At 33.6% G+C, this 23,403-nt stretch carries 18 protein-coding genes; 14 read left to right on the top strand and 4 right to left on the bottom strand.

Annotated features, from left to right (window positions below; translation table 11 throughout):
- The first annotated feature begins 1,329 nt into the window (after positions 1-1,329).
- From OQ292_RS26395 to OQ292_RS26420, 6 genes are all read left to right on the top strand, one after another.
- Positions 1,330-2,070 (top strand): ParA family protein, encoded by a 741-nt coding sequence (locus OQ292_RS26395; RefSeq protein WP_284687302.1) that lies wholly within the window; start codon positions 1,330-1,332, stop codon positions 2,068-2,070.
- Between the two features lie 63 nt (positions 2,071-2,133).
- The gene (locus tag OQ292_RS26400; RefSeq protein WP_284687303.1) at positions 2,134-3,042 is read left to right on the top strand and encodes a ParB N-terminal domain-containing protein; all 909 of its coding nucleotides are present in this window, start codon (positions 2,134-2,136) and stop codon (positions 3,040-3,042) included.
- 240 nt (positions 3,043-3,282) lie between these two features.
- Complete coding sequence (locus tag OQ292_RS26405; RefSeq protein WP_284687304.1) at positions 3,283-3,972, top strand: antA/AntB antirepressor family protein; 690 nt, start codon at positions 3,283-3,285, stop codon at positions 3,970-3,972.
- 43 nt (positions 3,973-4,015) lie between these two features.
- Positions 4,016-4,435 (top strand): hypothetical protein, encoded by a 420-nt coding sequence (locus OQ292_RS26410; protein ID WP_284687305.1) that lies wholly within the window; start codon positions 4,016-4,018, stop codon positions 4,433-4,435.
- A 97-nt stretch (positions 4,436-4,532) separates the two neighbouring features.
- Complete coding sequence (locus OQ292_RS26415; RefSeq protein ID WP_284687306.1) at positions 4,533-4,904, top strand: BlaI/MecI/CopY family transcriptional regulator; 372 nt, start codon at positions 4,533-4,535, stop codon at positions 4,902-4,904.
- Complete coding sequence (locus tag OQ292_RS26420) at positions 4,901-6,349, top strand: M56 family metallopeptidase (RefSeq protein ID WP_284687307.1); 1,449 nt, start codon at positions 4,901-4,903, stop codon at positions 6,347-6,349. Before OQ292_RS26415 ends, OQ292_RS26420 begins: the two co-directional genes overlap by 4 nt.
- Positions 6,350-6,423: 74 nt before the next feature.
- Here OQ292_RS26420 and OQ292_RS26425 read toward each other — a convergent pair whose 3' ends face one another.
- From OQ292_RS26425 to OQ292_RS26435, 3 genes are all read right to left on the bottom strand, one after another.
- Positions 6,424-7,359 carry a nuclear transport factor 2 family protein gene (locus tag OQ292_RS26425; RefSeq protein ID WP_284687308.1) on the bottom strand — a complete coding sequence of 312 codons (936 nt, stop codon included), beginning with the start codon at positions 7,357-7,359 and terminating at the stop codon, positions 6,424-6,426.
- A gap of 257 nt (positions 7,360-7,616) precedes the next feature.
- Positions 7,617-9,314 (bottom strand): GAF domain-containing protein, encoded by a 1,698-nt coding sequence (locus OQ292_RS26430; protein ID WP_284687309.1) that lies wholly within the window; start codon positions 9,312-9,314, stop codon positions 7,617-7,619.
- A gap of 139 nt (positions 9,315-9,453) precedes the next feature.
- Positions 9,454-10,104 carry a DUF6436 domain-containing protein gene (locus OQ292_RS26435; protein WP_284687310.1) on the bottom strand — a complete coding sequence of 217 codons (651 nt, stop codon included), beginning with the start codon at positions 10,102-10,104 and terminating at the stop codon, positions 9,454-9,456.
- A gap of 463 nt (positions 10,105-10,567) precedes the next feature.
- Here OQ292_RS26435 and OQ292_RS26440 point away from each other — a divergent pair, with 463 nt between their 5' ends.
- The 6 genes from OQ292_RS26440 to OQ292_RS26465 all read left to right on the top strand — a co-directional run bounded on the left by OQ292_RS26440 (position 10,568) and on the right by OQ292_RS26465 (position 20,347).
- Positions 10,568-16,618 carry a carboxypeptidase-like regulatory domain-containing protein gene (locus tag OQ292_RS26440; RefSeq protein WP_284687311.1) on the top strand — a complete coding sequence of 2,017 codons (6,051 nt, stop codon included), beginning with the start codon at positions 10,568-10,570 and terminating at the stop codon, positions 16,616-16,618.
- 347 nt (positions 16,619-16,965) lie between these two features.
- A complete protein-coding gene (locus tag OQ292_RS26445) occupies positions 16,966-17,550 on the top strand; it encodes a DinB family protein (protein WP_284687312.1) in 585 nt (194 codons plus the stop codon).
- Positions 17,551-17,599: 49 nt separating this feature from the next.
- On the top strand, positions 17,600-18,748 hold the full coding sequence (locus OQ292_RS26450) for an ISAs1 family transposase (RefSeq protein WP_284687313.1): 1,149 nt from the start codon (positions 17,600-17,602) through the stop codon (positions 18,746-18,748).
- Between the two features lie 78 nt (positions 18,749-18,826).
- A complete protein-coding gene (locus OQ292_RS26455) occupies positions 18,827-19,414 on the top strand; it encodes a hypothetical protein (protein ID WP_284687314.1) in 588 nt (195 codons plus the stop codon).
- A gap of 45 nt (positions 19,415-19,459) precedes the next feature.
- Complete coding sequence (locus OQ292_RS26460) at positions 19,460-19,918, top strand: GNAT family N-acetyltransferase (RefSeq protein WP_284687315.1); 459 nt, start codon at positions 19,460-19,462, stop codon at positions 19,916-19,918.
- A 66-nt stretch (positions 19,919-19,984) separates the two neighbouring features.
- Positions 19,985-20,347, top strand: a complete 363-nt coding sequence (locus tag OQ292_RS26465) for a TfoX/Sxy family protein (protein ID WP_284687316.1) — start codon at positions 19,985-19,987, stop codon at positions 20,345-20,347.
- Positions 20,348-20,369: 22 nt separating this feature from the next.
- On the opposite strand, the gene OQ292_RS26470 is transcribed toward OQ292_RS26465, so the two are convergent.
- A complete protein-coding gene (locus OQ292_RS26470; RefSeq protein WP_284687317.1) occupies positions 20,370-21,029 on the bottom strand; it encodes an NAD-dependent epimerase/dehydratase family protein in 660 nt (219 codons plus the stop codon).
- A gap of 371 nt (positions 21,030-21,400) precedes the next feature.
- On the opposite strand from OQ292_RS26470, the gene OQ292_RS26475 reads away from it, so the two are divergent.
- Together OQ292_RS26475 and OQ292_RS26480 are read left to right on the top strand one after the other, a co-directional pair.
- Entirely contained in the window at positions 21,401-22,051 is a 651-nt protein-coding gene (locus OQ292_RS26475; protein WP_284687318.1) for an RNA polymerase sigma-70 factor, read from the top strand.
- A 65-nt stretch (positions 22,052-22,116) separates the two neighbouring features.
- Positions 22,117-23,151 (top strand): FecR family protein, encoded by a 1,035-nt coding sequence (locus OQ292_RS26480; protein WP_284687319.1) that lies wholly within the window; start codon positions 22,117-22,119, stop codon positions 23,149-23,151.
- The last annotated feature ends 252 nt before the right edge of the window (positions 23,152-23,403 follow it).

Genomic DNA, 23,403 nt, shown 5'->3' on the forward strand with positions numbered 1-23,403 from the left:
GCGATAGTTTGTAACAAATAAATGCGCTTTGCCTTATTTGGAGCTGAATTTTCCTCATTTGCAGCAGATTTAATTCTGTAAGTACAAATTCTAAGTGTCTAAAACTAGTTGGCGATAATCTGTAGCAAATCACTTATTATTCCTTCTTGAAGTAAAACTTCAACGCTACTCATAAAATCAAGCTTTCTAAGCGCATAGCTTATAAAATACAATCTCATTAAACATCTACCTTAAATTTAAGCTTTAAAAACAGCCTTTTTTACTAGTTGGCGATAGTCTGTAGCATGGCATATTAATTTTTGCTACAATCTTTATATGGTTGGCTACAGTTGGTAACAAATACACTTACAAATTAGATACTTGGTTTAGGTTGGCTATAGTTGGTAACAATTCAATTTCAGTGCTCCTGTAGCGACAAGGCAAAAATTGATTTTAATTAATTGCCCAATTACCAAATAAATTTTGGCTAATTTTTTATTGGGAGAAAATTATTAAAGCCATCAATTTAAATATTATTTAGGTTGGCTATAGTTGGTAACAAATTGCATCAGCTACAAAAGCAAGTGCTGCTACAGATGTGGACACACTAGTAGATACTATTGTGAAACTTTTCTCAGAATACTTCCTAAATATCTTTCTTATTTTACTACCTGATTAGATAAATTTTGATGAGAAACTTTATAAATGTAGCATAGTTGGCTATAGTAAGTAACAGACAATCGCCAACCTCATTTAAATTTTATTATGGTTGGCGATTGTTTGTAGCATTTAAATGCTATTTGCTATTTAACTTCAAATACAGATGCAATCATTAGGTTGGCGATGTTTTGTAGCAGCTTATAATATACAACATTGCACTATTCTGCTACAAATAGATATTATAACACATTATTGAATACACTTATACTGTAATAAGTTGGCGATGTTTTGTAGCAAACGAGCTTATTTTATAATTGTGAATACGCAAATAAGGTGGTTGTCTCATATATGTAGCAAGGTTGACCGTTTTGTGTAGCACCATTGGCGATAGTAGGTAGCAAAGTTGGCTACAAAAGGTAACAAAGTTGGCGATAGTTTGTAAATAGAAAGTGTTGTATATATTTGATTATCAGTTATTTATGTGGTAAATTTACACCCATATATTTTAAATAATTTAAAAAACATAAATAATTTAAAACAGCATTTTCATTTTCTATTCTAAAAATAAAAAAGCTGTAAAAGTTCACAGAAATATATATCTGATTTTATATGTATTCAATTTGAATACATAGTAAAAACTTATATGTTTGACCCCATTAAAAGAAATATCCTCATCATTAAATTTTTTATATGAAAGTCATTGCAGTTGTTAATCACAAAGGTGGAGTTGGCAAAACAACAAGCGTACATAATCTCTCAAAAGCGCTTGCTATTTTTGGTAAAAAAGTGTTGATGGTTGACAACGATCCTCAGGCAAATCTTACAGTTTCTTGTGGAGTAAAAAATATTGAGAGTTCAATATACGACACCATGTGTGAGAATAAATCTTTGCCAGTTGTACCAATTGCCGAGCGACTAGATTTAGTACCCGCCGAGCTTTCGTATATGAATGCCGAGCAAAAATTACAGGCTGAGATAAATGGTTATTTCAGAATGAAAAAGGCATTGAAAAAAGAAGCCAAAGATTACGATTATGTATTGATTGACTGCCCGCCGAGTTTGGGTATTTTAACCTTAAATGCTTTGATTGCAGCCAACAGTATTTTAGTTGTAGTTGAGTCGGCTTTCCTTTCTGTAAAAGGTTTACAAACCATTATTGATGTTGTAAAAGATGTACAGGAAGAATTGAATCCTGATTTAGAAACAGAAGGTTTGCTACTTACCAAATTGAACCATACTGTGCTAAGAAGGGAGATGGCAGAAACTGTGAGAAATGTATATCCTAACAAAGTTTTTGATACGGTAATTAGACAAAATGTAGCGTTGGAAGAAGCAAGTGCTGCAGGTTCAGATATTTTTGAATATGATTCAAACAGTAACGGAGCTACAGATTACATGCAATTGTGCAAAGAGATTTTGCATGAGATTTAATTGATTTTGAAAAATTACTGAGCGCAAAATATCGCCGAAAGAATTTAAAAGGAAGAAGATAAAATGGCCAAGAAGAAATTTTTAAATAAAACCGGAATTTCGGATATCATCCAAAAAGCCAAAGAGCAGGAGAAGAGCAACGATGCTCAGATAAAAGACAACATCGTAATTCTGGATGAACTGGAAAAACTTATTTTCCCTTTGTCGGATGAAGAGTTCCAACAACTAGAAGAAAACATTCTGGCTGAAGGTTGCCGCGAGCCACTGGTTTTATGGAAAAGTGAAGAAGATAAGTTTGTGTTGGTCGATGGACACAACCGCTACAAAATCTGCAAAAAGAATTCTGTTGATTTTAAAATTCTGGTAAAGGATTTTGCAGATATGGAAGCCGCCAAAGATTGGATGATAAACAACCAGTTAGGCAGACGAAATGTAACGGAAGAAACCAAGTCGTGGTTAAGAGGATTGCAGTATAAAAGGGAAAAGAAAAAGCAAGGCTGGCAATCTGGTATTGCTACAAAAACGGAAGAACCTGCTACCGAAACCGCCAACCCTAAACGAACTGTACAGATACTTGCCGAGCAACACAATGTTTCAAGCAGCACCATTCAACGTGACGAAAAATTTGTGGATGCAGTAGATGCCTTAGTCGGTGATGATGCTGATCTCAAAAAGAAAATATTAAATAAGGAAATTAAGATCCCTAAAACGCAACTGATCAAACTAGCAGAGACAGATAGTGCAGGGGTTGCCAAAATTGGAAAGGCTTTAAAAAAAGGAAGTTCTTGGAAAAATGCTGTTGGAGGTGAAAAAGCTACAAGCAAAACCAAAACAGAAGATAGCAAAGTACTTAAATTGAAGAGCAATATTTTTAGCAGTGTAGAGAAAGCAATTAGTGAAAAAGACGAAAAAGCACTGGCACAATCTATCAAAAGTTTAGAGCAACTCCGAGAAGTGTTGTTTAGCAAATAATTTGGTATCAAAAATCATTAAAGGAGATTGGTTCTGAAGTTGAGAGCTAATCTTCTTTTTGTTTGAAACTGTATATCTAATTAGCCTTTTTAAGCTTTATTAACTTTTTTAATGAGTTACGTTGTGATTTGAAGATGGAATTGCTTAAATCCGCTAATTCTTTCTAAGTATCTGGAGTCAAATCTTAAACAAATTCTTTTAAAACCCTGTCTGATTGAGAAATTCATTTAATTTAGTGTTATGGAACTTGTAAAAATATATCAGGGAAATTTGGTGGATGCTAGAGAACTTTGGGTTTCTCTGGAGAGTAGAAGAAGATTTGCCGACTGGATAAAACAGCGCATAGATGAATGCGATCTGATAAAAGACAAGGATTATTTTACATTTCACAAAATTGTGAAACGTTCCAAAACCAATGAGTTTCATCTCACCATATCTGCTGCCAAAGAGGTGGCACTTATGGAACGCAACAGCAAAGGTAAGCAAATTAGGAGATACTTTATCCAGTGTGAAGAAACATTGGTAAAGCTAGCCAAAAACAAGCGTTTTGCTGCTTTTATGGAATTAGAAACCACCAAGCAAAAATTTAAATATACTTTACTGGAAAGAGGTGTTGACGAGCAAAACTATATCGAAATAGACGAAGCTGGCAAGCAAGTGCTCATGAATGGTAAAGCGCTAGAAGATGAGTTATTGGAAACAGTACTGATGAAAGCCCGCGATTTAGCTACGCAAATGACCCATTACCACACAGTAGAAAAAGATTTTGACGAAACAGACGAAATCAAATCTTCCAACGAAGATAACCATGCAGCTGTAAGAGAAGCCCTTCTCGAAAAAGGCATTATTCCAGAAAATTTACCCGCCAAAGAAAACATCAAAAACCTGCAAAGTGATTCAGAAGAAGAGCAAAAAGGCTTAGAGGAGTGATGTTGAGGTTTTTAAGTATAACTAAAATTGCTAGTTTGATATCATGAAGTTAATTGGTTTTGTTCTTCTTTTATCTTGTGTAGAGTATGGATATTGTCAAGAAATTGATTCAATAAAAGTAATCTTTACAGATGCTGGTAATGGTGGAGAGAAATATAAAATGCTGTATAAGGGTAATGAAATTTTAAATGTAAAATCAACTAAGAGTGGTCATGGGTTTTACATATTTAAAATAAGGAGAGAGGTAGGAAGTAATTACTTACCATTCGAATTATTTAGAAAATCAAGATTTGGTTTATCTTATAGAGACTGTGATGTTGATATAGAAAATAATCCTGATATGACATGTTTAACAATCGGTAGAGACAATAGATTAAAAAATAAGTATTGTTTTACATATTTTTGGTCTGATAGTGATCATTGTAAATACAGGAAGCAAAATATGTATATCAATTTGCCTTAATCCACATTTATATCTAAAATCATTTTTCATACCCAAAAGTTGTTTTATTTATCTCATTGTTCTATAATTGTAGAACATGTTACAAAATAATAGAACAATGAAGTTATCAGCAGCAGAAGAAAGCCTAATGGAATTGATCTGGGAAAATGGGCAAGTTTTTATGAAAAATCTGCTCGATCAATATCCTGAACCTAAGCCAGCAAAAACCACAGTAGCAACTTTGCTCAAGCGCTTGCAAGAAAAAGAGTTTGTTGGATACACTTTGTATGGAAACTCTCGACAGTACTATCCACTAGTAAAAAAAGAAGACTACTTCTCTAAGCATTTGGGCAAATTGATCAAAAACTACTTTGGTAACTCAGCCTTAAAATTTGCCTCTTTTTTCACCCAATCTCAAAAACTGACCTATGAGGAGTTGGAAGCTTTAAAGAAAATGGTTGATGAAGAGATGAAAAAATCAAAAAAATGATTACCTACTACATCAATGTATTACTGGTTTCGGGCATCTTTATCGGTATTTATCATGCATTTCTCCAAAAAGAAAAGATGCACCAATTCAACGGGTTTTATCTGTTATTGAGCCTAATTGCTTCTTTGGTAATTCCACTCGTAGAGTTTGAAATACAGGCTACAGACATTGCTCAAATTGAAACTATCGACATTCCATATCCCACATATGCTGCTGAAAATGTTGAAGTGATCCAAAAGGATGATACAAAAAACCTTGAAATTGAATTGCTTTCCATAGGCTTAGCTTTATACATTACTGTTTCAGTCTTTTTGTTAGTACAGTTTATCGTATCTCAGATGATTATGCTTAGCAAACTGAGAGGTACAGAACAGAAAAAATATCAAAATGCAAAACTCATTTTAACAAAGCATAGTCAAACACCATTTACCTATCTCAAATACATATTTGTAAATAAACAGGATTACGAAGATGGGTTAATAGCAGAGCAAATTATTGATCATGAGATGGCACATGCTAAACAAAAACATACACTAGACATCTTATTGGTAGAATTGCTGCTTACATGCTGTTGGGTTAATCCTATCTTTTATTTGTTTAGGGCTGCAATTCGTCTAAATCATGAGTTTTTAGCAGATGATGAAGTGATAAAAAAACACACTAATACTATCGATTATAAAAAACTGATAGTCCAATACATCGCTAGTGAAAACAAGCCACTTTTTGCAGAAAGGCTATCCAGTCCATTCAATTTTTTAAAAACTAAAACTCGATTAAATATGATTGGCAAAAAAAGATTTACCAAGAGAATTTTACTCAAGCAGTTTTTTATCATTCCAGTATTGGTTTTGGTAACATGGATTTTTAGTAAGAAAACAGTGGGGCAGGAGACAGGTAGTGAAACGAACTACGAATTGGTTGACGTTACTTCAACTTCGCAAACCAACCAACCAGATAAAGAAGCGGAACTACAAAAGGCTTTTGATAAAGCAATTGAGCCTTATTTGGGGTTAGATGAAAATGGGAAGAAAAAGATAAATCAAATTTCCCGTTACGAAGTAGGCAAAGATGAAAAAGACGCCTTAATAGATACGTATTATAAAATGAGTAAAGCTCAACAAAATAGGCAAGAAGTTGTAATTTTTTTATGCAAACCAACGGAAAAAAAAGTACCAACAAAGACAGAATTTGAAGCATGGAAAGATCCCAAAATATACGGTATATGGATTGATGGTGTAAGAGTAAACAATGATGTATTGGAAAATTACTCTTCTACAGATTTCGCTCAATTTTATAGGAGCAAATTAGCTAAAAATGCTACAAATTACGGAAAGCATGTATATCAGTTAGATTTAACAACAAGTAAAAAGTTTGAGGCAAAATTAAAAACCTTGAATGGTAATAAGATATATAATGTTTTTCCTAGAATAAATGTAAAAAGATAGCTTGTAGGTAAACAACAATAACAAAAAGACATTGCAATTGATAATTATCAGGTGCAATGCCTTTTTACTTATATTTAGTCGTACATAGCCATGGCTCTAAAAATCTTTAAATGCCCATTGCCTTCTCTTCTCCAAATGCGAAGATCTTTACCAGTGTTTATGCCAGAATAATCTCCACTTTTTACAATGGCTGTATGGCTGGCGTATTCAATCACAAACTCTCCAAGGTCGTCAATTTGATCGTTTCTAATATCTAATTTTTCAAAAATGGGCATTTCAGCAGTGTGTTTTTCTAGAAAATCATCCAAGGCTTTTCGTCCTTTGTAAATAGGGTTGAAGCTGTAAATAAACATTCCCTCATCAGAATAAAATTGTGCCCAAAGCTTGCTGTCGTGTTTGATAATGGCTTCTTCCATAAGCTTATTTAAAGCAGCCAACTCAAAACTGATTGGATCATTAATTGTCACATGTGCCTGTAAAGCCACATTAGTTGAAGGCACTTCATTAAATTTTAATTGTTCAGAGATTTCTATTGCATGATTGTAATTCCAAGCTTCGGTAATGAGTGAGAGTTTACCTCCGTCAGCTTTCGACCAAAACTGCTCGTATTTTCCTACTAAATCATAAGTTTTCCTATTACTTTTCAATTTGAGCTTCATTGTAAAATTGCCTAGCTCAACCACTCTTTTTCCCAAATCAAGTATTTCAATTTTTTCTCTGTTATATTCTTCCAATTCAAACCTTTCGGCAAATGCATTAAAGTAAGCTTGTGCATCTTCTCCACTAAAAATAGTTTTCTGGAATTCTGGCATTAAGCGAACATCTTCATCATAGTAACTGCTTAATAATTCAGGTGTATTTTCTAACATGCTTTTGATGTAGACTGATCTGAAATTATCTAAAAATGCAATGGTTTGTTTATCTGCCTGTAAATCACGTGGAGAATATCTGGGAAACTTCTGGAAAGATAAAAGCACGAAGAGTAATAGGGTAATAGAAACAGTTTTCATTTGGATTTAAATTAATTGCTGACAATAGTTTAACAGCAGCTTGTAACACCAAGCAACTAATTAAAAATACCTGCTTCAATTATGGAGAAAAAATGGAGTTGATCAGTGGCAATTAGAAATTGATAAAACGACCTTAAGGGTTGACAAGAAGAAAACTGAATGTAAAAAAGAAAAAATGCCATCAGGTAAAGTACCTGAAGGCATAAAACACTTGCGTATAAAGAAATATTTAAAACAGCGGAATCTAAATTCGTAGACTAGACCAAGACAGCACTTTCTTGTTTTACCTCTTTCCCGATCATAATTATCTTGGTCAAGTTGCCTTTAAAATCATATATTTTTCTGAAATCAGCTTCTAATTGAAAGCTATTTCCTTTGTTGTTTTGGAGTGTAAGCGATTTATTAAAATAATCACCTTTTTCCTCTTTGCTCCATAATATTATTTTACCAGAGATATCTGGAAAAGCTTTGTATTGATTAGTTCTAATTCCTAAAGCTTCTGCAAATGCTTCATTGAACATTTGTACTTTTCCATCGCCAGCAAACTCAGCAATCATACCGCCAGTTCTGTTTATTAAGTCCATGAAGTATTCATTCATTTCAGATTGGCGTTGTATTTCTTCTTGTGTAGCCTGTAACTCTTCCATATTTTGTCTGAGTTCTTCTTCTTGCGCTCTCATTTGGTCAGCTTGCTTTTGGGTTCTTAAAAGCATCGTTTTAGTTTCCTGAGCATTTCTCATAGAGATTAATGAGAGTGCAATGGTTTCAGCAGCTTTTCTAAAGAAATTTAACTGTATATCATCCAACACATTAAAAGATGCAGATTCAATTACACCTACCACTTGTTCATTAAAAATAAGTGGCATAATTACAATACATCTAGGAGTTGCATGTCCTAAACCAGAAGTAATATCTACATAGTCAGCAGGAACTTCGGTCATAAAAATCATATCTTTTTCATAATATGCCTGACCTAGTAGTCCTTCACCAAGCATAACCTTTTTATCAAGAAATTTCTTACGATTGTAAGCGTAGCAAGCTTTCATTTCCAGATAATCGTCTTTCAAAGCAAATAAACCAGCCTGATTCAAACCGAGATATTTGGTGACAAAGCTTATAATTTCGTCAGATAGGTCTTCCATATCATGAAATTGATGCTGAAGTATTTCACTCAATTGAGCAATACCTTCTCGCATAAATTTATCATTCTTTTCAACCTCCGCAGCAGTTACCAGATTATCTCGCATAATTAGCAAGGCTTTACCTAGTTCATCTTCTTCATCAGCTAGTTTATAATTTGTGTTAAACTCACCAACACTAATTTTTTCAGCAAATTTTTTATTGTAGTTTGCAATTTTTAACTGGCGCTCAAGCTGATTTTGCTTAGAGCTCATATCTAAGGTTTTATTGCGCAAGTCGTAAGACCAATACCCACAGATAATAAAGATGACAGTTGCCAGCAAAGTATGGAAGAGGAATGTTTGCAAATCCATATATTGTAACTGGGTGAAATAGATATCGTCCATTCCAGTGTATTGGAGGTATGCAAAAGCACCGTGGTGTAATACTACGATCGCTACTAAAGGTAATTGGAGCTTCCAGTTTTGGTATACAATTAACAATGTACATCCGATAAAAACCCAAAAGTGCATCTCAAATAAGCCATGCATCTGATAGATGAACTGAGCCATAAATATGGCATAAACAGCACTGGCAATGTATTGATGTAATTGAGATTTAGGTAAAAGTTTTAGGGTTGTGAAATAAGAGATTAAACACAAAGTGCCAACTCCTAAACCTATTGTCCATGTATTATAAATTGGAGCTATACAAAGTCCAAAAATGAAGTAACCTATTAAGGTATATGCAGTTATTTTATCTGCTTTTTTCCAGATCTCTCTAAAGACCTTTCTGTTGCTAATATTATTTATTGAGTTGTTGCTTGTCTGTTGCATAACTAGAAACTATTTTATGCCATATATGATGGTGTATCATCAATTGATTCTGATCTTGATATGGCAATATTGTTATTAAGTAAGTTAGTTTGGGTTAATACCCTTATAGTTTCAGTTTCTGGTTATTTATCTGTAATTGCTAGTTTTTAAATTGTAGAATAGACCCTAGCGAGAATGGCAGTTTTTCACCATTGTATTGGCAACCGTAAGCAGTTGAAGCCAGGTTTCCAAAATCTGATGAAGGTTTACCATCAATTAAATTATTAAGTGCGATCTCCGCATAGTTTGTTTGTGGGAGAGTACAATATCGTGATTTGTTGTAGTTTCCTCTAAAATATAATTTACTGTCTTGGTCGATAATTACTGCCTGAGGTGTTGAGTATACACCACAAGCTTTTGCTAAAGAGCCATCTTTATCATCATATATAACAGAAATTGAAGTTTCGAAAAACTCTTCCACTTCTTCTGTCTTTGTTCCATGAGGAACAACCACTATAAATTCTGTATTTTCTTTATATGTATCTATGAGGTAATTAACATGCTTGGTATTAAACCTTGAACAAGGACACAATGGATTAAAAAAATGCAGAAATGCATTTTTTCCAGTTTTGTTGTCAAGCTTTCCTTCTAGATTCACATCTAGATTAATCACGCTGCTAACGGGTACTTGTGTGTAGCCATTAGGCACGGGTGTTGGTTGTTTGTATTGCAATTCCTGATTCCAAAACAGATATGCAATGCTTGAGCTAGTAGTAATTAATATTAAGAATACTAAAATTCTCTTTTTCATGTCAGGTTGAAGAATGTTGAAGTAAGTTTTGTTAGTAACAATGCAAATATTATGTCGAAGATTTTCAAATAAAATTATTTGATGCCAACAGTTGTTAACTGGATTAACAGTATCAAAACAGCTGTTTTTAATCAAATAAATACCACTATTTTGTACTAAATATATAAAATCAATTTTTTTTCCAGAAATGCATATTGGATGTAATTACTTAATAATCAAATAGTTAAATCTTAATTGAGGTATGAGTTAGAAAAAGCCTTTTCCCGATATGGGATGCAGTCCAAAATAGGGGAATAGCTTAAATAAGCTCACTATTGATGTTTTTTTTAATATTTGACGAGAAAGTTACTTGGTAACTTATTGAGGGAAATGTGACATAAAATTAGAATTTATGTGAAAATTGATAGGATAGAGACTTCACTATTTTCAGTATTTTTTGGATAAAATCAAGGATTTTTAACAATTGAATAAAAATATTTTACTCATTTTTATGGAATGGCGATTTATATTGCATCCTACCAGTAAAAATGATGATATGAACAACTTCAACTATCTAAAACTAACTTTTGTAATCCTTATCTTACTTTTTGTTTCTAGACTAAAAGGGCAGGATTTGTTAAACAGTAGACATACAAGCTTTAACACCTACATTTATCAGCTTACAGAAGAAGAAGCGCAAAACATCTATAAGAAAAGTATTTGGGAGGTAGACTCCACTTACTTTCACACTTTGGTAGACTCATTTCCAACCGATGAGCCAGAGGAATTAGATTTACCCAGAGGGCATTATCTAAAAACCTTTGCTAATAAAGGCAAGCAAGAATTCTCGATAGCCACAGTGCAAAATTTTGATGTATTTATTCTAAATAACAATACCGACTTGAACATACAGGTATTGGATTCGGTAGGAGAGATAATACCAGATGCGAAGGTAAAGTTGAGAAATAAGAACCTAAGCTTTAATGAAAAGACACAAACCTATCTCGATAGAAAGTCTAATCGAAGAGGTTTGTTAAAAGTTACCCACCAAGGTTTTACAGTTTATTATGATATAGGCAGGCAATACAATCGAGCTACCATTACTTATGGTAAAATTCTGTATAAAAGTCCACTCAAATTTGTTTGGAAACCTGTTAGATATGTAGTTAAGCTCCCAATTGATGGAGTGAAATCAATTGTAAGGAGAAGACCACATGGAGTAATTTACAGAACAGGTAATTTCTTTAAAAGAACTTATCATAAGATAGCATGTGTGTTTGATCCATATATGTGTGATTATTATTCTGAAAGCTCGCAAAAATATGAAGGTTATCTTGTATTTAATAAACCAAAATATCAACCGGGAGATACTGTAAAATTCAAAGCATATATTGTAAAGAAAAAGAATGGCAAACCACTAAATAAAGAGGTGAGTGTTGAATTTGGGAGATGGGGAGATTTTGCTACTTTAACTAAGTTAAGTCCATATAGAAAAGGAGCCTTTGAATATCAATTCTATTTACACGATTCATTAAAGTTAAGACTGGATAATAGATATCAGATTATCTTACAAAAGAATGATGATAAAGAATATATAAGTGGGGCATTTACTTATGAAGACTATGAATTAGGTAAGAATAAACTTTCTGTAAGACTTGAAAATACTTCTCAATTTAAAGGGAAAGAATTAAGTCTATTTGTTAAAGGAACAGATGAAAATGATCTAAATCTATTGGATGCTAGAGTAGAAGTAAATGCTAAAGTAATTGGGGTTGATGAGTACTTTCAAAAGAAAGTTTTTGTACCAGATTCTCTTTTTACTTTAGAGAAACGACTTGAATCTTCAGGTGAAACAGAAATTGTACTTTCAGACTCACTTTTTCCTAAAGCTAGTTTTAGTTATAGATTAACTATCGAAATGCGCACCTCAGATAATGAGTTGAGGGTTGAAAAGAAAACGCTAGAATATTATTACGAGAAAAAAGAGTTTGACATAAAAGTAGAAAATGATTCTATCGCTTTTAAATATCTGTTGAATGATGAATCAATTAACAAAAAAGTAAACATTGCAACCAGCGATAATTTTGGCAACAAAACCAATATTTATACAGGTAATGTTCCTGCCAAGCTTGAGTTAAACCCCTACTATCATGCTTATATAATTGAAACTGATAGTTTAGAAAAAACTTTTGAGTTAAGCTCTGCATCACCACTTATTCAATGTTATTCTGAAAGAACAAAAGATTCTGTTTTTGTAAAGGTTGAAAACCCAAGAAATATCCATTTTACCTATAACATTTACAGAAAAAATGCTGAGAAAGCTTCAGGCTATTCACAATCACTAGAACTCAATCAAAAATCCAATTCTAAGCAAAATTATATTGTATCTTTAAGATATATCTGGGGAGGCAAAGTACAAGTACAAAATTATAATATTCCTTTAGTAGATAAAAAACTCAATGTTTCTGTAACTGAACCCAAAATTGTATTTCCGGGGCAAGAGACTAAAGTGGAAGTATTGGTGACAGATATAAACGGAGAACCAGTAGAAGGAATTGATTTAACGGCTTATGGACTTACCAAAAAATTTAATGGAAATACAGCAGAAGTACCATATCTGGGCAAGATAAGAAAGATCAAAAAAATAATTAATAATTTCCATTTTGAAGATCAGTATCAACAAATGGAGCGTAGTTTTTCTTTAGATTATGAGACATGGAAAACTCTAGCAAACTTAGATTCTATTGAATATTACCGTTTTCTGTATCCGGCAGATAGTATTTATCGCTTCGAATATAAATCTGAAAATTATTACACTCAATTTGCACCTTATGTAGTTTCGGAAGGTGAAGTAAAACCAGTCCATGTTATTTATGTAGATAATGAACCGGTTTATTTTAGTTGGTCAAATAATAAACAACCATATTCTTTTGCCATAAAAGGAGGTTATCACCAAATAAAATTGCGTACAAGTGATAGGGAAATTACGATTGATAGCTTGTATTTTAAAAAAGGGAAAAAGGTTATTTTTAGTTTAGATGCAGATAGAACAGATAAAAACATAAAAATAACTGAAGAAAAGCCTGAGTTGAGTCCTTATGAAAAGAATACTTTATACAAGTACATATTTCCTTATAGAAATACATTTGGTGAACGATATGCATATATCAATAATAGAGGGAAAAAGTATATTTTAAATCCAACTGTAAGAAGTTCAAGTTCAATAAATATGGCTGGCCCAGTTGCAGGTTATATTAATTTTCATTTAGTAGATAGTTTTCAGACTGATTTTTCCCATGAACCTTATTTCGAATATGATTTTAGTCCGAAATTATTGAAGATGCGATCGGTTGATGCAAAAAATCAACTTCCTAGATTATTGTCCAATAATGTTAATCCAGTAGGTCAACCATTTTCAGACCTTGTACTTACAGAAGAAAAAATTAAGCAAGATTGGCAAACATATATTGATACAAAAAGACGTAACAAGGCAAGATATTCAAATCCCGTTTACACCTTAGAAAATGAAGGAAGATTATTAGTTAGCTTTAAAGCTAATAATGAAAAAAAAGATGTTAAGGGTATTACTCCCAAAGACATTCCTTTAAATACATTAGTCATTAAATATGACGATGACCAATTTATAAGAGTTTATCCCGGTAAAAGCACTTTCTTTCATGCACTAGAAGAAGGTTACTACAGGCTTATATATTTTTATTCAGGTTCTAGATATCAAACACAAGATTCATTATTTATCCATAAAAATGGAGTAAATTATTATGAGTTTGAACAACCTCATATATTCAAAAAAGATTCTTTTAGCATATATGTAAATGACTTAATCGAAAGAAGAATTTTTAGTCCGAGGATATATTCCAAAGAAAAGGAAAGAAGTGAGCTTTATCAAATCAAAAATAGTTATCAGCAGCAATATTATTATTCTGGAAATGGAACAATGTTTAGCGGTTATATAACCGATGATGAAGGTATGGCTTTACCAGGAGTTAGTATTGTTGTTAAAGGTACAAAATATGGGACGGTTACAGATTTAGATGGTTATTATTCAATAAGACTGCCTAATGATAAATATAAATTACAAATTTCATATATCGGATTTGAAACGAAAGAAATTAATCCGATTGAAGAAGGAGCAGATATTAAGTTATCTCCAGATGTTCAACAACTAGAAGAAGTAATAGTAGTTGGATATGGTTCAGTAACGAAAAAATCATTAAGTGCATCAGTAGCTACAGTTAGTGCAGATGAACTTAAATTTAAAGGGAAGTCTAATACTTTGCAAGGCAGAGTTGCAGGTATAAATATTTCTGGAAATAATTCAGTGTCAGTATCAATTAGAGGTGCATCTTCGATCAATTTTGATTCAAAACCTTTGGTAATCATTAATGGAGAAATCTATGATGGAGATATTTCGGAATTAACTCCAGATATGATTAAAAACATTCAAGTATTAAAAGGTGCAGAAGCTACCGCATTGTATGGTTCGAGAGCGGCAACTGGAGTGATGATAATTGAAACATCGGGAGATAATTTTCAAGTTGCTAAATCTAAAAATGACAAGGGAGCAAATTACGATGAAGCATTTTTAGAGGCAGCATCCCAAGCCAACTCATTGAGAGAAAACTTCTCTGATTACGCTTTCTGGCAACCCAAACTCACCACCGATAAAGCAGGTAAAGCAAGCTTTAACATCACATTTCCAGACGATGTTACCAGTTGGCAAACCCACTATTTGGCAATGAACGGCAAAAAACAATCTGGCCAAACGAGTAGCCTCATTAAATCGTACAAGCCTCTAATGGCACAAATGGCTTTACCGAGATTTTTACTCGAAACCGATACCACTTTTGCTATTGGCAAAGTGCTCAACTACATGCCAGATTCGGTAAAAGTAAAAACTGCTTTTGAAGTAAATGGCAAACTTGTGACTGCTAAAGAAAGATTTTGCCAAGATGTATTAATTGACTCACTAGACTTAGTAGGGGTGATGGATAGCATGGCAGTAAAATATACCATTACCAAAGAAGATGGCTATTTTGATGGAGAACTGAGAAAAATCCCAGTCTATCCACTCGGGTTAGAAGAAACGGTAGGCAACTTTTATATGCTAGACAAAGACACCACCATACAAATGAGTTTCGATTCTACTTACGGAGAAGTGAGTTTATATGCGAGAGCTGATGTGATTGATGTATTGAAAGATGAAATTGATCACGTGTTGCGATATAAGTATTTGTGTAATGAGCAATTAGCTTCAAAATTAAAATCGTTGGTGGCGGCAAAAGTTATATCAGATTATCAGAGCGAGCCTTTTAAGCAAGACAAGAAACTAAATCAAATCATCAATCAATTAGAAAAGAATAAAAGACCGAGTGGTTTATGGGGTTGGTGGCCAAACGCTACAGAAAGTAATTGGATAAGCTTGCATGTGTTAGAGGCATTTTTGCAAGCTAAAGCTATTGGCTATAAGGTAAATATTGATTTAGAAAGCATAGAAGAAAAACTGGTTTGGGATTTAGAGAATACGACAAATTTCTATAGCACTCTTAGAATGCTGAAAATTTTAAGGTTAATCAACAGTCCGGCGAATTATAGTAAATACATCACCAGATTAGATACAACCGCCAACCAAAATATCAATCAAAAGTTGGAAGTAATAAGATTGAAGCAGCGATTTAAGCTAGATTACAGCATAGATTCTATGCAACAATACCAGCAGACTACGCTTTTTGGCAATTTGTATTTTAGTGCAGATAGTCTACAATCGAATTTACTATATAATGAAATCCAAAATACCTTACTGGCTTACCAGATATTAAAGGCAGATTCTAGCCAAGACCATAGTGGAGAGTTGGCGAAGGTTCGAAACTATTTCTTAGAGAAAAGAGGCCGAGGATATTGGGCTAATACTTACGAGTCTGCCAAAATTATCGAAAGCATTATGCCAGATATTTTAAATGGTAAAACTGAAGCTGTTAAACCAGTTTTAACGCTAAAAGGAGAGGAGCAACAAGAGATAACAGCGTTTCCATTTGAGATGAATATGAATCCAGATGAAAAGTTGGAAGTATCTAAAACAGGAGATTTTCCTGTTTACTTTACGGCTTATCAGCAATATTGGAATCATACACCAGAGGAAAAGAAATCAGATTTTGAAATCACTACTTCATTTGATGCAGATTCGGCAGGTTATTTAAAAGCGGGTAAAGAAGTAACACTGATTGCCAAGGTAAAAGTGAAAAAAGATGCAGAATATGTGATGGTAAACATCCCGATTCCGGCAGGTTGTTCTTATGCTTCAAAAGCGAATCATTTTTATAATGAAGCTCATCGAGAGTATTTCAGAAATGAAACAGCCATTTTCTGTCAAAACTTGAGGAAGGGAGAATATACTTTTGAGGTTAAACTTTTGCCGAGATATTCAGGAGTTTACACCCTAAATCCAGCAAAGGTAGAGTTGATGTATTTCCCAGTTTTTAATGCTAACAATGCCAGTAAGCAAGTAAAAATTAATTAAGTCAATGTGATATTTTTACAAGAAACTACTTTATTCAACTTTACAAGTTATAACCACTTGATAAACAAAAAACTAATTGACCTTGAAAGTATTTTCGTTAATAATTTTTGGAGCGTTTGTGCTAAAAAATCTCAGTTGTCTGAACGAAGTGAGTTTCTGAGATTTTAACAAAAGCGTAAAAAATTTAGAAAATACTTTCGCAGTCTTGATCTTTTGGTACTTTTATATCAAGATAAAAGTACAAGTTTTTGATTGCCAGTAATTTATATCAATATGAAATTGTAAATAACATAAGCCTCACGTTTAAGTCACTTATTTTTGAAATTTAATTTAACCTAAACTATAAAATGAAAATCACATTCTTGCTACTTGGTTTAATGTTTACCACAATGTTGTATGCTCAGAAAAATGAACAATTACCTTATAAGCAAATTCCAGAATATGCAAAAGATTTTGCAGCCGGTAATGTTGTAGCAAGGTTTATAGATGGTTTAGGTTACAGGTTTTATTGGGCAACAGAAGGTTTGCGAGCAGAAGATTTGGAGTTTAAACCTGCCGAAGATATCCGTTCTACTTTCGAATCTTTAAAGCATATCTACGATCTTACAGAGGTAATTTTAAATGCAGTTGAAAAGAAGCCCAACATTAGGCCTAGAGAAGAAAAAAAGATGACAGCGGAAGAACTCAGAGCAGGTAGTTTGTTGAACATCCAAAAAGCCAGTGAGCTATTTAAAGACAAAGAAGAAATTTCGGAGTTCATTATCCTCTTTGATCTCAACGGGAATAAAAGCGAATTGCCAGTTTGGAATTTGATGAACGGATCGATTGCTGATGCCATTTACCACACAGGTCAGATTGTATCTTACCGCAGAATGAGCGGTAACCCAATTAACCCAAAAGTGAATGTGATGATGGGTAAAACTGGGGAGTGAGGAAGGGCGGACGCATCAAAATTAAATTCTTATCTTAACCTGCTAAAAGATGGAAGGAGATAAGTCAGAAATTTCAAAATTGCTAGAATGGTTCGGTAAGGTACAAGATTTTCGTATTGAGCGGAGCAAACTTTACCCCTTGGACGAGATTTTATTCTTAATGTTAAGTGCGGTCATAAGTGGATGCGAACATTGGGATGAGATCGCTGATTTTGGGGAAGAGAAATTGGACTGGCTACGTAAATACCTCCCATATGACCATGAAACACCCTCACATGATACGTTAAATAGGGTCATGTCAGGTTTGGACTATCGCAGCTTTGAAGTTTTTTTTATTGACTGGGCAAGTAAAGGGATGTCTTTTGATGGTAAGATAGTGAACCTGGACGGCAAAAAGCTCTGCAGGAGTGCGACAAAAAAAGAACAGCAGACCCCTCATTCAGAAGGGGGCAAAAGTGCGGTCCATCTGGTTCAGGCATGGTGCAGTCATATGCAAATGTGTTTAGGACAATATAGGACAAAAGACAAATCGAATGAAATTGTAGCTATTCCTTCGCTGCTGGATCTTTTAGAGGTAGAAGGGGCCGTGATCACTATCGATGCGATGGGCTGCCAAAAGAAAATAACAGAGAAGATCATATCTGCACGGGCAGATTATGTGATCGGGCTGAAAGGCAACCAGAAGAAGCTGCAGCAAAAAACAATGGCCTTATTTTGCTCAAAAAAGGAGGTCCTGCCTTCTGATGAATGGAATTCGCGAGGTCATGGGCGTATAGAAAAACGTACATGCCGTGTTCTTTCGGCAAGCTTGCTCGATGAGGGCATATCAAGTGGGTGGGAGAAACTCATTTCTCTCATAGAGATCGAATCGGAAAGGAGAGTGATAGCGACACAGGAGACCAGCACCGATAAAAGGTACTATATCAGCAGTTTGGATTATAGCGCCAAAGGATTCAATGAGGTGATAAGAGGGCACTGGGCTATAGAAAATCAACTCCACTGGTCTTTGGATGTCCAGTTTAAAGAGGATAGTAGCAGAAAAAGGAAGAAGAATGCCGCTCAAAATTATGGGCTTATACTTAGGATGGGAGTAAACATTATCAAGGCTTCCCCCGGTAAGATCAGTGTTAATAGAAAGAGACATAAATGTGCACGCGCTGATGAATATAGGGAACAGGTTATGAAGTTTAAATTTTGATGCGTCCGCCCTTGGGGAGTGAGGTTAAATATAAAAATCCTTTTATAACATCTAAACTATCAAATTAAAGCACTTTTAATGGTCACATTAACTGAATATTTTTTTAGTCCATTAACTCAAAAGCAAGAATCGAAATCGGTAGAAATAAGAAGTGTTAATGAATTACATACTTTCTTTGATGAGTTTGATTGGACTGAAGTCCATGATATGTATAGTAAACCAGTAGAGAAAATTGATACATCTCATCAAAGATATATAGAAGTTACGAACTCAGTAAACTCAATCAATTTAAGTATTAGAAGTTATGATGCGGGTAATTTCAGATTAAACTGCATTAAGAAAGATATACTAATTTTTGATAATAATTTCTCATTAGAAGCTATAAAAACTGTTCTAAGCAATTATTTCGAACTATCTAAGGAAGAGTTTGATCAAGAATTACCAAAAGTAAAACCTATACCTGTTGGTGAAAATCAAAGAAAGATTACTGAAAGTATAGATGATATTATTGCAACAGCGGAGAAACTTCAAAAGGAGCTTCAAGATTTAAATAAGAAGTTGGAGAGCAATGATGATAGTAAATTTAGTTTTATTTTTTCGGTAATCATTATAGCTATTGTATTTATCTTATATATTATAAATCAGTTTATATTTCAAATTTATTGATATGGTTTTTAGTTTGTATCGAATCCATATTTAGCATAAAACTCAATGAAAGCAGATAAGCCAATAGAGATAAGAAAAGCGGAACTAGCAGATTTTGAACAGATTTATGCATTTGTAAATGAGTTGGAAGAAACGGTTTACAATAGAGCCCAACAGCATAAAATCTATCAGACAAATATCTCTAATGAAAACAACATCTATTTGGCGGTGCTATGGGATAATAATGTTGTGGGTTATTTGGCTTGCCATATTCAATTATTGTTACATCATAGTGCACCCATTGCCGAAATTCAAGAAATGTTTGTAATGGCTGAATACCGAAAAGCAGGTTTGGGAAAAATGTTGGTGACAGAGTTAAAGAAATTATTATTCGATAGGGGAGTAGAGCAAATTGAAGTAACTTCCACCTTACATCGGGCAAAAGCTCATCAGTTTTATGAGCGAGAAGGTTTTAAACATACCCATAAAAAATTCATCTATAAATTCAGTATTGAGCAGGAATAATCATTATTTTTAAATATCAATTCAGTAGGCACCTTCTCACAATTTTTTAATCTAAAAGAAAATACAATGGCTTATAATGAAAAGCTGGTGAATAGGGTGCGCGAATCGCTTATGCATTTACCCAATGTTCAAGAGAAAACCATGTTTAGTGGATTAACTTTTATGGTAGATGAAAAGATGTGTGTTGGAATAAGAGAAGAAGAAATTATGTGTAGAATCAACCCCGAAACCTACGAAACAGAACTGGAAAAAAACGGTGTAAGACCTATGATTCACGGCAAGCGAACCATGAAGGGTTTTGTATTTGTGAGCGAAGAAGTGTTAGATAAAAAAGAAGACTTAGATTATTGGGTTAACTTGGCTTTGGTATACAACAAGATTGCTCCCAAAACCAAGAAAAGCAAAAAGAAGAAATCAACTAAAAGCTAGATAGAAGCTAGCTAAATGCTAATTACACTCTTTTTGCCATTTCAATAATATCACTGCCTTCTATTACTTTTTTGCTAGGTTGGTGCATTGCTAAGTAAATCATGGTATTGGCAAGCTCTTCCATTTTGCAAAAACCTTTGGCATATAAAGCTCTGCCAAGTGGGAATAAGCCTATTACATATTTGTAAAAAGCCAAAGCATTTTTTTGTCCTTTTATCGGTTTAATAAATCCCGGTCTCACTCCATAAGCCGCCTTAAATGGCAGCTTCATTAAATCGTTTTCCGTTTTGCCTTTTACTCTTGCCCAGCGTACTTTCCCATTTTCGGTGCTATCGGTTCCTGCTCCGGAGATATAGCAAAACGTCATTTGAGGATTTTGTTTGGCGAGTACCTCAGCTACATGCATGGTGAGTTTATAGGTGATTTTTTCATAATCTTCAGCACTAATTCCTACCGAAGAAATTCCAAGACAGAAGAAGCAAGCATCGTATCCACTTAATTGATTTTCGATGGGAGAAACATCGTAGAAATCCTCATGTATAATCTCTTTCAGCTTAGGATTCGTTACTTTACAAGGCTTTCTGTTTATCACTAAAACCTCTGTAATCTGTGGGTTGTCTAAACAGGTGAGAAGCACACCTTCGCCTACCATACCTGTTGCACCAGTTATTATTACCTTCATATATTTTTAATCTAAATTCGATAGAAATTGTTCTAATCGTTTTTGTATTTAAATCAGATCGTAAGATGTTAAACTTTTATGAGCTTTTACTCGATTAAACTAAAATTTCATTTTTAAGCTAATAAATTTTAATTGTTTAAGAGAAGATAGAGTACATTTTCATATTACCAGACTTTTACGGTAAAGTGAACTAAATTTTATAAAAATTTTTAGAATTAATATTCAATTGTTTAGCTTTAGGGTTACTTAGTCTTTAAGTAAAGTACATTTTAGTTTTCTTACCTATTAATTAGAAAAATTTTCTGGGTCAGATTAAAAAGAGTTTTATTGAGTAAAAGTACTATTTAGAGACTAGCCGAAACATCAGGTTTATGAAAAATAACTTAAACGATTTAAGTAGTTTATTAAATCAGGTACAGCAAAAGGCAGATACCAAATCATTCAAATTGCTTTTTGATGCGACTTACCCCAGACTATTACAATTTGCCAAATACTATGTTAAAACACATTTTCATGCGCAAGAGGTAGTTTCTCAGGTTTTTATTAAACTTTGGGAGAATAAAAATGAGTTAGGCGAAGTGCAAAATGTAAGTGCTTATTTATATACGGTTACCAAACGCCTTTCTTTAAATTACCTGCGCGATAACGATCTTTCCAATACAGTTTCACTTAATTTGTTAGATCAGAATATGAAGACTGTAGCGACAAATCCGGAAAGCGAGTTGCTTTCTGCCGAGTTGTTATCTGAGATCAACAAATCTATTTTAAGCCTACCGCCAAAATGCCAGTTAGTTTACCAAATGGTAAAAGAAGACGGCCTCAAATACAAAGATGTAGCCCAAATGCTCGACATCTCAGAAAAAGCTGTAGAGAAACACATGGGCAATGCTTTTAAGAAGCTCAGAAAAGACCTCGACAGTTATTTTAGTAGTCATGAGATTAATAAAGCAGTGTATCATTTATCCGTTTCTGTACTGGTTTTAACAGCATTTTCAATTTTTTTAAATTTTTTTAACAGTTGAGGTAGGGTATTTCATTTTTTTCGTGTCTGCTAAATTGAACACAAGATTAAATTGATTGTAAGTTCATGAACGAAAGCGAAATTTACGACCTTATAGGTAAATACCTTGCCAATGAAACCACTCCGGCTGAAGAAACCCTTTTGAAAAATTGGGCGAATCATTCATCGGAGAACAAACACACATTAGAGACCTTTTCCAAAATCTGGAAGAATACCAAAACACAATACATACACAAAGAGAAAGATGCCGTTTTTGAGAAGGTTTTAAACTCAATTTCCGATGATAAAAAATCCAATAAGCTTGTAAATTTTAAGCAAAACGCCAACAGGAAAAGCTATAGCTATTTAGTGCGGGTTGCTGCTGTGTTGGTGTTGTTTACGATAAGTACGGTGGTATGGTACACATACTTTCAGCAGCAATCAGATACCGATATAGCACTAGTGCAGGAGGTTTGGGAAGAGCGAAGTAATCCGGCAGGGCAAAAATCTAAAATCTTTTTGCCAGATGGATCTGAAATCGTATTAAATGCAGAAAGCAAAATTCGATTTAAAAGCAATTTTAATTCAGGTGCTATTAGAGAAGTGGAGTTAAGCGGAGAAGCTTTTTTCGAGGTAAAACCAAATGCCGAACGACCTTTTGTAGTAAATGCCAGAAATGTGCTCACTACAGCTTTAGGAACTTCTTTTAACATAGATGCTTACTCAGAGTCAGATGTAAAAGTATCTCTGGCTACAGGCAAAGTGGAAGTAAAAAACACCGAAGCAGATAAAGCCGAAGATAGTTTGGTGTATTTAATTCCCGGTGAAGAAGCCATGGTGAAAAAGCAAATGGGAAAAATTGCCAAAACGGAGTTTGATCTACAAAGTGTACTTTCTTGGAAAGATGGCATCATTCATTTTAACAAAGCATCTTTTAATGAGATTTTGCAAAAGTTAGAAAGGTGGTACGATGTAGATTTTGAAATTCAAGATACTAAAAATACGACAGGTACATTTTCAGATAATTTTGATAATGAAAGTCTTGAGTTAGTAATGGAAGGGATTAGTTTTTCTTATGGATTTAAGTATAAACTCGAGGGGAAAAAAGTAACGATATACTGATAAAAGATTACTGTATAACAATGTGAAAACATATGTTTTAGTAATAAATAATATGGTATTTTAATATAAAACTATGAATACGTCTTAGATTTTTTTCTGCCTATAGCTTTCAAAATCTTCGAATTTCGTATCAAAAAAGCAGATTTTAATCGATTTGCAAGATAGAAGTTTAGGATAAAATTATTAGCTAAACCATAGAGTAGGCATTACATGTAGAATAAAAAAAACTCTCGATTTGCTGCACGTTGGGGA

This window comes from Chondrinema litorale (assembly GCF_026250525.1).
Lineage (GTDB): Bacteria > Bacteroidota > Bacteroidia > Cytophagales > Flammeovirgaceae > Chondrinema > Chondrinema litorale.

Bases quoted from the DNA above. Each gene is read 5' to 3' on its own strand.
- OQ292_RS26395 (WP_284687302.1), top strand. From the start codon at position 1,330: ATGAAAGTCATTGCAGTTGTTAATCACAAAGGTGGAGTTGGCAAAACA.
- OQ292_RS26420 (WP_284687307.1), top strand. From the start codon at position 4,901: ATGATTACCTACTACATCAATGTATTACTGGTTTCGGGCATCTTTATC.
- OQ292_RS26405 (WP_284687304.1), top strand. From the start codon at position 3,283: ATGGAACTTGTAAAAATATATCAGGGAAATTTGGTGGATGCTAGAGAA.
- OQ292_RS26415 (WP_284687306.1), top strand. From the start codon at position 4,533: ATGAAGTTATCAGCAGCAGAAGAAAGCCTAATGGAATTGATCTGGGAA.
- OQ292_RS26465 (WP_284687316.1), top strand. From the start codon at position 19,985: ATGGCTTATAATGAAAAGCTGGTGAATAGGGTGCGCGAATCGCTTATG.
- OQ292_RS26400 (WP_284687303.1), top strand. From the start codon at position 2,134: ATGGCCAAGAAGAAATTTTTAAATAAAACCGGAATTTCGGATATCATC.
- OQ292_RS26425 (WP_284687308.1), bottom strand. From the start codon at position 7,359: ATGAAAACTGTTTCTATTACCCTATTACTCTTCGTGCTTTTATCTTTC.
- OQ292_RS26445 (WP_284687312.1), top strand. From the start codon at position 16,966: ATGAAAATCACATTCTTGCTACTTGGTTTAATGTTTACCACAATGTTG.
- OQ292_RS26430 (WP_284687309.1), bottom strand. From the start codon at position 9,314: ATGCAACAGACAAGCAACAACTCAATAAATAATATTAGCAACAGAAAG.
- OQ292_RS26410 (WP_284687305.1), top strand. From the start codon at position 4,016: ATGAAGTTAATTGGTTTTGTTCTTCTTTTATCTTGTGTAGAGTATGGA.
- OQ292_RS26480 (WP_284687319.1), top strand. From the start codon at position 22,117: ATGAACGAAAGCGAAATTTACGACCTTATAGGTAAATACCTTGCCAAT.
- OQ292_RS26475 (WP_284687318.1), top strand. From the start codon at position 21,401: ATGAAAAATAACTTAAACGATTTAAGTAGTTTATTAAATCAGGTACAG.
- OQ292_RS26435 (WP_284687310.1), bottom strand. From the start codon at position 10,104: ATGAAAAAGAGAATTTTAGTATTCTTAATATTAATTACTACTAGCTCA.
- OQ292_RS26460 (WP_284687315.1), top strand. From the start codon at position 19,460: ATGAAAGCAGATAAGCCAATAGAGATAAGAAAAGCGGAACTAGCAGAT.
- OQ292_RS26470 (WP_284687317.1), bottom strand. From the start codon at position 21,029: ATGAAGGTAATAATAACTGGTGCAACAGGTATGGTAGGCGAAGGTGTG.
- OQ292_RS26450 (WP_284687313.1), top strand. From the start codon at position 17,600: ATGGAAGGAGATAAGTCAGAAATTTCAAAATTGCTAGAATGGTTCGGT.
- OQ292_RS26455 (WP_284687314.1), top strand. From the start codon at position 18,827: ATGGTCACATTAACTGAATATTTTTTTAGTCCATTAACTCAAAAGCAA.